The 8596-nt window shown below is 64.4% G+C and carries 9 protein-coding genes; 3 read left to right on the top strand and 6 right to left on the bottom strand.

Annotated elements, in window-relative coordinates:
- Positions 1 to 258 precede the first annotated feature (258 nt).
- Complete coding sequence (locus tag QMZ05_RS39465; RefSeq protein WP_353705666.1) at positions 259 to 699, top strand: helix-turn-helix domain-containing protein; 441 nt, start codon at positions 259 to 261, stop codon at positions 697 to 699.
- Positions 700 to 786: 87 nt separating this feature from the next.
- Positions 787 to 954: a hypothetical protein gene (locus QMZ05_RS39460; protein ID WP_167351835.1), complete on the top strand. Its 168-nt coding sequence runs from the start codon at positions 787 to 789 to the stop codon at positions 952 to 954.
- A 12-nt stretch (positions 955 to 966) separates the two neighbouring features.
- On the opposite strand, the gene QMZ05_RS39455 is transcribed toward QMZ05_RS39460, so the two are convergent.
- Entirely contained in the window at positions 967 to 1785 is an 819-nt protein-coding gene (locus QMZ05_RS39455; RefSeq protein WP_353705665.1) for an aminoglycoside phosphotransferase family protein, read from the bottom strand.
- Between the two features lie 196 nt (positions 1786 to 1981).
- On the opposite strand from QMZ05_RS39455, the gene QMZ05_RS39450 reads away from it, so the two are divergent.
- Positions 1982 to 2239, top strand: a complete 258-nt coding sequence (locus QMZ05_RS39450; RefSeq protein WP_021081918.1) for a hypothetical protein — start codon at positions 1982 to 1984, stop codon at positions 2237 to 2239.
- Between the two features lie 50 nt (positions 2240 to 2289).
- Here QMZ05_RS39450 and QMZ05_RS39445 read toward each other — a convergent pair whose 3' ends face one another.
- The 5 genes from QMZ05_RS39445 to QMZ05_RS39425 form a co-directional block, all read right to left on the bottom strand.
- Entirely contained in the window at positions 2290 to 3633 is a 1344-nt protein-coding gene (locus QMZ05_RS39445) for a sorbosone dehydrogenase family protein (RefSeq protein ID WP_353705663.1), read from the bottom strand.
- Positions 3634 to 3715: 82 nt separating this feature from the next.
- A complete protein-coding gene (locus QMZ05_RS39440) occupies positions 3716 to 5329 on the bottom strand; it encodes a DHA2 family efflux MFS transporter permease subunit (protein ID WP_353705662.1) in 1614 nt (537 codons plus the stop codon).
- Positions 5326 to 6483: an HlyD family secretion protein gene (locus QMZ05_RS39435; RefSeq protein ID WP_353705661.1), complete on the bottom strand. Its 1158-nt coding sequence runs from the start codon at positions 6481 to 6483 to the stop codon at positions 5326 to 5328. Before QMZ05_RS39435 ends, QMZ05_RS39440 begins: the two co-directional genes overlap by 4 nt.
- Before the next feature lie 83 nt (positions 6484 to 6566).
- Positions 6567 to 8060: an HWE histidine kinase domain-containing protein gene (locus tag QMZ05_RS39430; protein ID WP_353705664.1), complete on the bottom strand. Its 1494-nt coding sequence runs from the start codon at positions 8058 to 8060 to the stop codon at positions 6567 to 6569.
- Between the two features lie 16 nt (positions 8061 to 8076).
- A partial coding sequence (locus QMZ05_RS39425) for a response regulator (RefSeq protein ID WP_353705660.1) occupies positions 8077 to 8596 on the bottom strand: 520 nt, incomplete at its 5' end.

Here is an 8596-nt window from a genome sequence, read left to right as displayed (position 1 = left end):
CCTTCGTCGACATAATGCATCCGGAAGCCCGATGCCGCGCTGAAATGCGGCGTGAAGGGAAAGGTGCCGTCGAACGTTGCATCCGCTTGAATCATGGCTGGCCTCGAATGGTTTTAGTTTGAAACCATCGTGTATCGCTTGAGGTTTTATTTTGCAACCGATATATCGAGCTCTCGATCGGGCGGTCTTTCGGGCCGCACCGGGATGAAGAGCGTCAGGCGGATCACGATGGCCAAGCGAGTGAGCCACAGGGACTCGATGTGCGGGGTGGCCCGGCCGCTCGATGCAATCGGCGACTGGTGGTCGCTGTTGATCGTCCGCGATGCGTTCGACGGGCTGCGCCGGTTCGGCGAATTTCAGAAGAGCCTTGGGCTTGCCAAGAACATCCTCTCCGCCCGGCTCCGCAATCTGCTGGCGCACGGAATCATGGAGACCGTACCCGCGGCGGACGGCAGCCCCTATCAGGAATATGTGCTGACCGAAAAGGGACGCGGCCTGTTCCCGCTCCTCGTCGCGCTCCGGCAGTGGGGCGAGGATTTCTTCTTCGACCCCGACGAGGCGCATGTGCTGCTGGTCGACCGAAAGAACGGCTTGCCAGTGCGGCGGCTCGAACTGCGAGCGCGGGACGGACGCGTCGTCGGCGCAGAAGACACGATGGTGCGGCTGCCGCACGCTTCAACCGGGAAAGAGACCGCGTGAAGCGCGCGTGCGCCGCGTGGACGCCGTCATCAGCAACTGGATCTTAACCCTCCTTGCCGCAGCATCGGCTGCGTGGAGGTTCGACCAATGCAGACATTCCGGATTTCGCTGAGCGATGGGACGCGGCAATTCCACACGGCGATTCAGGCGCCGGATCCCGCGTCCGCGCGCATCAAGGCCGCCTACTTCTTCGATATTTCGAAGTGGCGGATCCTGAGCGTGTCGCTGACCGGAGCCAGTGTCGCTGCGGCGTAGTTGCTGCAGGCCTTACGCCATCCGGTCGAGTTCGGCGGCCGCAAGTCGTGCGATCGCAAGGTCGATCTCGGCGAGCGGATCGGCATCGCCGAGGAACCATGCTGCCGACAAGCCTGTCCAGGCGATGATCCATGACAGCAGGCGCTGGCGATCAAGCTTCGCTGCTTCCACGACAATGTCGAGCCGCCGCGCAAAGCGGCCGGGTTCGGTTGCGACCGGCCGCGTCGGATCGGCAAGATCGGGGTTGGTGAAGATGTTGGCGAAGTCGAAGCCACGCTCGCCGACAAGATGCTTGGGATCGATCGCGAGCCAGCCGCGCGCGCCGAAGTCGAGCACATTGTCATGGTGCAGGTCGCCATGCAGCACCACGTTTTCGCGCTGATCGAGTAGCAGCGCTTCGGCGATGTCGGCCGATCGGTTCAGGATGCCGCCGTGCGCCCTCGCCGCCGGCCATAACTCGCGAAACCAGTCCCTGAGTGGCATCAGCTCCGGCCGCGGTTTTGGTCTGCGGGCGTGCAGCCGGCCGGCTGTTGCACAGAGAATTCGGCAGGCCTCATCGTCCCGGCCGGTTCGCGCCATGTCGCTCAGCGAAGCCGAACCCATCGCCCGCTCGAGCAGGAGCGCCTCGCCGTCACGGGCCAGGACCCGCGCCGCACCGTCCCCATCCCACCACGCCATGACGATGCCGCCGAGACGCTCGTCCGGTTCGTGTGACAATTTGAGCATCGCCAGTTCGCCGTGCCGCCGCACCGGCAGCAACCGTGCGGCATGCGTCACGATCGGGTCGCCGTCGGGGACAAGGCTCCAGACCGAGAGATAAGGTTCGAACATCTGGGCAGGTTGGGTGGTGAAGGGCGTGACCGTCGTTCTAATCATTGCCGGCGCGCGCTGCCACGCTGGTTCCCTGCGGCGCATCGTGGCAGGGCGGCTCCAACCGGTTCCGCGCTGCCGTGCCCATGTTGGCTGATGACAGCCCCCACCCATCTCGCGCTACAATGTCGCAGCCGGTGCGACGGAGGGTGTGGCGATGCCGCGAAAGGGAATAACCGGACACGACGAGTGGGTGGTCACCGAGGCCCTGGCCACGGCGCTGGTTGCGCTCGAACAGTTGCCGTCGAAGCACCAGCCCCGCGCGCATATGGAGGATGTCCGGAAGATTCTGACCGCGAGATGCGAGGCCGGCGCCGTCACGCTGCATCTTGCGCAGGCCAAGTGCCGGTTGTTTCCGGATACCAATCCGCTGACGATCTATGAGGAATACGGCCTCAAGGATGGATTGGGATAACGGCAGCCGCCGCGTTGCCGGCCTGAACAACCCCACTGAAGAGCGAACGGCTACTCGTGGCTGATGCGCCAGATCGTGCCGTTGCCGTCCTCGGAGACCAGCAGTGCACCGTCGCGCGCCACCGTCACGCCGACCGGTCGGCCCCAGACCTCATTGTCGCCGATGACAAAGCCGGTGACGAAGTCCTCGTACTCGCCGGTCGGGACGCCGTCCTTCAGCCTGATGCGAATGACCTTGTAGCCGGTGCGCTTCGACCGATTCCACGAACCGTGTTCGGCGGCAAAGGCATCGCCGCGATACTCGGGCGGAAAACTGTTGCCGGTGTAGAAGGTCAGGCCGAGCGAGGCGGAGTGCGCCTGCAACAGCACGTCGGGGACCGTCACCTTGTCCTTCAGATCGGGACGCGCGCCGGCATGCGCGGGGTCTTCGTTGGCGCCGATATAGTACCAGGGCCAGCCGTAGAACGCGCCCTCGCCGATCCGCGTCACATAGTCGGGGACGAGGTTGTCGCCGCGGCCGTCGCGCTCGTTGGTCGAACACCACGGTGTGCCGCTGCCAGGCTGGATCGCGAGGCCGACGCAATTACGAATACCCGTGGCGAACAGTTTCTGGTTCTTGCCGTCGGGATCGAAGGCAAGGACCGCGGCGCGATCGGTTTCGGCTCCCCACGCCGCGCCAAGCGCGTGGTCGCGGCTCCAGGCCTCGATGCCACCGGGAGGCTGGCCAAGCCCCTCGCCAGCGTTGCCGGCAGAGCCAACCGATACCAGCATGCGCTTGTCGCCGGGCGTGAATACGATGTCACGCGTCGAATGGCCGTAGCCGTGAGGAAGATTTGCGACAATGGTCTCAGGCTTTCCCGACGCCTTGAGGTCGCCGTTGCGGTAGGCGAAGCGCACGACGCTGTCCGTGTTGGCAACATAGAGCCATTGCGGATTGTCGCCGCTCGGGAAGAACGCGATGCCGAACGGCCGGTTCAGTCCGCTTGCGTAGACCTCGTTGGTCGCGGCCTTGGTGGCACCGTCGGCGCTGCGCAGGACACGGATACGGCCAGGGCCGGTTTCCGCGACGAAGATGTCGCCGTTGGGCGCGGTCCGGATGATCCGCGGTCCGCTCAATCCGCTCGCAAACAGCTCGACCTTGAACCTCGCCGGCACCTGCGGCACCGCAGACGCAGGTCGCTGCACGACGCGCGATGAATTGCTGCTGGAGGCCGTTGCCCCGGGCTTGGGCAAGTCTTGCGGTTTGATCAGACGCACCGTGCCCGGTCGGTCGCGCTGCCAGTCGCCGAACGCCTCCGTGCCTTTCAGCACCGGCTCGGCACCCGACCGGGTGATGCCGATCGCCGCCAGGATGACGACCGACAGGGTGGTGCCAACAAGATTAATCCTGGACATATGCCTCTCGCGCTCGTTCCCTTCAGTCATAGCGCGGTTCGATCGCCAGCTGCGTTCACAATGTCGTCTGCCGTCATGTCCCTCAATGTCCCTTGGGCGGCGCGGTCAGATCGACCGGCTTGATGATCAGTGCGAGCGGGACCATCACAAGGCCGATCAGCGCGAGCATCCAGAACACGTCGATATAGGCGAGAAGGTCGACTTGCCGTTGCAAGGTCTGGCCGACCCAGGCGATCGCCTGAGAGGCGGCATCCGATGCATTCGATCCCTGCGCCTGGAAGTAGCGCGTCATCGTGTCGATGGTCTGCTGATATCCGAGATCGGACGGCGCGGCATGCTCGATCAGCCGGCTCTGGTGAAATTGCTGGCGTTGCGCCAGCGCCGTCTGGGCCAACGCGACGCCCATCGATCCGCCGATGTTGCGCGCCACATTGATCAGCGCCGAGGCCTGGTTGGTCTTGTCCGGCGGCACGCCGTCATACGATGCGGTCGTCACCGGCAGAAACAGGAATGGAAGTCCGGCGGAGAGGAAGATGCGCGCCAGCGCGGCGTAACCATAGGTGATGTCGCCGTTCAGCCCGGTCAGATGCCACATCGAGAACGCGACGATGCAGCCGCCGATCGCAATCAGATATTTCGGCTGAACGCGGCTGACGAGGTTGCCGACCACAGGCATCAGGATCAGCGTGACAATGCCGCCGGGTGACAGCGCGAGCCCCGCCAGCAGCGCGGTATAGTTCAGCTCGGTCTGCAACAATTGCGGTATCAGCTGCGTCGACGATATCAGCACCGCACCGGTGCACAGCATCACTAGGAAGCACGACCCGAACTGGCGCCGTCCCAGCAGGCGGAGATCGACGATCGGGTCCTTGCGGGTCAATTCCCACGGGATCAGCGCGATCAGGCAAACCGACGAAGCCAGTGCAAAGCCTGTGATCATGTCGGACCCGAACCAGTCCTTGCGCTGGCCCTCATCGAGCACGAATTCGAGCGAGCCGAGCCCGATCGCGACCAGCACGAAACCGATGTAGTCGACGTGCAGGCCGCCTTTGAGCATCTCCTTGCGCTCCTCTTCGGCGCCGGACGGCTCCTTGACCAGCGTCCCGACCAGGAACAGCGAGAGCAAGCCCATGGGCACGTTGATCAGGAAGATCCAGTGCCAGGTATAGGTATCGGTGATCCAGCCGCCGAGCGTCGGCCCGATCACGGGAGCAACCACCACAGCGACTCCGTAGATCGCAAACGCCTGGCCGCGCTTGGCCGGCGGAAAGGAGTCGGCGAGGATCGCCTGCTCGCTCGTCGCCATCCCGCCGCCGCCAAGGCCCTGAATGATCCGGAACAGCACCAGCGCTTCCAGGCTCCAGGCGAGCCCACACAGCAGCGAGGCAAATGCGAACGTGCCGACGCAGATCATGTAGAAGCGCTTGCGGCCGATCACGGTCGAGAGCCAGCCCGAGATCGACAGCACGATGGCGTTGGCGACGAGATAGCTGGTGATGACATAGGTGCTCTCATCGATCCCGACGGCGAGCCCGCCCGCGATATGGCGCAGGGCCACGTTTGCGATCGTGGTGTCCAGTACCTCCATGAACGTCGCGATCGAGACGACGAAGGCAATCAGATAGGGATTGTGTCCACCGGCGGCCGACCGCTCCGGCGACCAGGCCGCGCCGCCGCCTGCCGCAACGTCGCTCATCGCACCCTGGTCCAGGGCACGACCGACATGCCCGGCCCGACGGGCACATCATCAGGCCAATTGTCGACCACGATCTTCACGGGAACGCGCTGCACGACCTTGACGAAATTGCCGGTCGCATTCTCGGCGGGCAGCAAGCTGAAAGCGGTGCCCGAGCCCGGCTGAACCGACGCCACGTGGCCTGTGAGCTTGCGGTCCGGGTACGCATCGACCCTGACCTCGACCGGCTGACCCGGACGCATATCGGTGAGTTGCGTTTCCTTGTAGTTGGCGGTGATCCAGACCTCGTCAGGCACCAGCATCATGACGCTCTGTGCTGGCGCGACAAAGGTACCGACCGCGCCGCTCAGTTTCACGACGCGTCCGGACTGCGCCGCAGTGATGCGGGTGTATTGCAGGTTCAGCTTGGCCTGATCGAGCTGCGTCTGCGCCTGCTCAAGCGATGCCTTGCTGCTCTTGAGCTGCGCCTCGAGCGTCTTGACGCCGAGCTCGGCCGCGCTCACCGCCGTTCTCGCGCGGCTCGCATTCGCCTGTTGAGCGTCAAGATCCGAGCGTGTCTGCTGCTGGCGCTGGACGGTGCCCGCCCCCTTCTCGACGAGGTCTTGCGCGCGGGCGGCTTCTTGCTCGGCAAATTTCAATTGTGCTTCGGCCTGTTGCGCCTGCGCCCTGGCTTCCTTGATCTGCTCCTGCTGGCTGTCGATCTGCGCCTGGACGTTGGCGATGTTGGCCTCGGCGACCGCGACCTGAGCGCTGGCCTGATCGACCGCGATCTTGTAGTCGCGCTCGTCGATCCTTGCGAGGAGATCGCCGCCATTGACATGCTGGTTGTCGGTGACGGGGACGTCGACGACGTAGCCGCCGACCTTTGCTGCCACGGCAAAGCTGCGCGCGGTCACAAAGGCGTCATCGGTCGATTCATAGTGACGGATATTGAGCCAATAGTTCACGCCGCCGATGATCGCGAGCAGGAGCAGACAGGCGCCGGCCGTCGCCAGCATCCAGTGTTCGCGCAGCCGGTCGCGCATCGACGGCTTGCGCTCGGTCTCCTGCTGCGGTGAGGACATGTGGTCCGGCCGCGAGTTTTGCTCGGGGGCGCGCTCAGGCTGCCGCGGCTTTTCCGCGGACGGCCCGCGCTCTCGGGTTTGGGCATCCACGGCAGCACCTCAAGCTACGTACGGAGCGATCGACTCGTGTTAACCGCAGCGTCGAGTGCTTGGTTCCTGTTCCGTGGGATGCGCTACACGGCCCTGGAACTGATCAGCGGCTTGCGCGCGGCTGCCGACAGGTCGCGATAGGCCGCCGCTTCGCCAACCAGCGCCTTGAGGGGAACCGTGAGCCGGCAGATCAGGCCCTCGGCACGCCAATCGAAGTCGGCCCGTCCGCCGAGCTGGGTCTCGATGCTGGCGATGACGCTTCTGGTGCCGAAACCCTTCTGCTTCGGCTTGGTCACCGGAGGCCCGCCGGACTCCACCCAGGCCAGGATCAGCGTCTCATCCTGCACTTCCCAGGTGATCGCGAGCCGGCCTGGCAGCACCGACAGGCTGCCGTATTTGGCGGAGTTGGTGACGAGCTCGTGCAGCGCCAGCGCCAGTGTCTGCGCGGTCGCGGGCTGCAACTGCACCTCGGCGCCCTCGATCTGGATCTGTCCGGCTTCGGAATAAGGCGCGATCTCCTCGGTCACCAGCCGGCGGATCTCGGCGCCCTGCCAGCTCGACAGCGACAGCACGGTGTGAACGCGCGCCAGTGCCGTGATGCGGCCCTCGACTGCCCGCACATAGGCGGTGACGTTCTGCGCGCGCGTCAACCGCACGATTGATTGCGCCAGCGCGAGCGCGTTCTTGGCGCGGTGATCGACCTCGCGGGTCAGCAGGCTCTGGCGTTCCTCGGCCTTCTTGCGATCGGTGATGTCGACGGTGACGCCGCTCACCCGCACCACCCTGCCGTTTCTGTCGCTGGTGGCCGCGGCCGTGCCAACGCACCAGCGCACCTCGCCGTCCGGCCGCATGACGCGGAATTCGGCTTCATAGGACGTCTGTCCCTTACCGAATCCGGCCCAGGCTTGCCGCAGCTCCTCGACGTCGTCAGGGTGAAACAGCTGCTGGATATTGTCTGACGTCAGCGCGAAGGATTTGGGGTCGACGCCGAAGATCTTGTATTGCCCTTCGTCCCACATCCAGTCGCCATTGACCCAATCCCAGTCCCACGAGCCCATCTTGCCCGCGGCAATCGCCATGCTGCGGCGCGCCTCGCTCTCGACCAGCCGGGTGGTCGACTGCTCGAGCTCGGCGGTGCGCGCACGCACGCGGTCCTCGAGCTCGGCATTGAGGCGTTCGAGCTGCCGCGTCTTGCGGTAGAGCTCGGCAAACACGCGGATCTTTGCGCGCAGCACTTCCGGCACGACCGGCACCGGGACATAGTCGACCGCACCCATTTCGTAGCCGCGCAGCCGGTCGATGTCGCTGACCTGGATCGCCGAGATGAAGATCATCGCGGTCTTCTGGAAGCGCGGATGCTCGCGGATCATCGCGGCGAGTTCGAAGCCGTCGAGCTCGGGCATGCAGACGTCGACCAGGATGACGGCGACTTCGTTCTTGAGCAGGAACTCGAGCGCCTCGCGGCCCGACGAGGCCGCGACGAGCGTTTCGCCGAGCTCCTTCAGGATGACCTCATAGGCCAATAGCTTGGCCGGCTGGTCATCGACCAGAAGGATGTTTACCTTTTCATAGTCCATCATGTTCGATCGCCGATCAGCGATGCAACCACATGCGGATCGCCAGCAGCAGTTGCTCTGTGTTCACGGGCTTCGCCAGATAGTCGGATGCGCCTGCTTCCAGGCATTTCTCGCGGTCACCTTTCATCGCCTTCGCAGTCAGCGCGATGATCGGCAGCCGCGCAAAGGCGGGGTTTTGCCGGATGGCGCCGATGGTCTGGTAACCGTCCATCTGCGGCATCATGATGTCCATCAGCACGATGGCTATCTTCGGATTGGATTCGACCAGCGATATCGCCTCGTGACCGGTTGTCGCAGTCAACACCTTCATACCTCGCCGCTCAAGTACGCTCGACAGCGCGAAGATGTTGCGGGCGTCGTCGTCGACCAGCAGTGCGGTCTTGCCAATAAGATCCTCATCGGAACTATTGAGCTTCTCCAGCATCCTCTGTTTTTCGACGGGCAATTCCGTGATCACACGGTGCAGGAATAGTGACGTTTCGTCGAGCAGACGCTCCGGCGACTCCACACCCTTGACGACGATGCTGCGCGCCATC

The sequence above is a fragment of the Bradyrhizobium sp. INPA03-11B genome (genome assembly GCF_040446015.1).
Classification (GTDB): Bacteria; Pseudomonadota; Alphaproteobacteria; order Rhizobiales; family Xanthobacteraceae; genus Bradyrhizobium; species Bradyrhizobium macuxiense_A.
The sequence above is the reverse complement of the archived record's forward strand: the minus strand, read 5'-3'. Positions and strand labels throughout refer to the sequence as shown.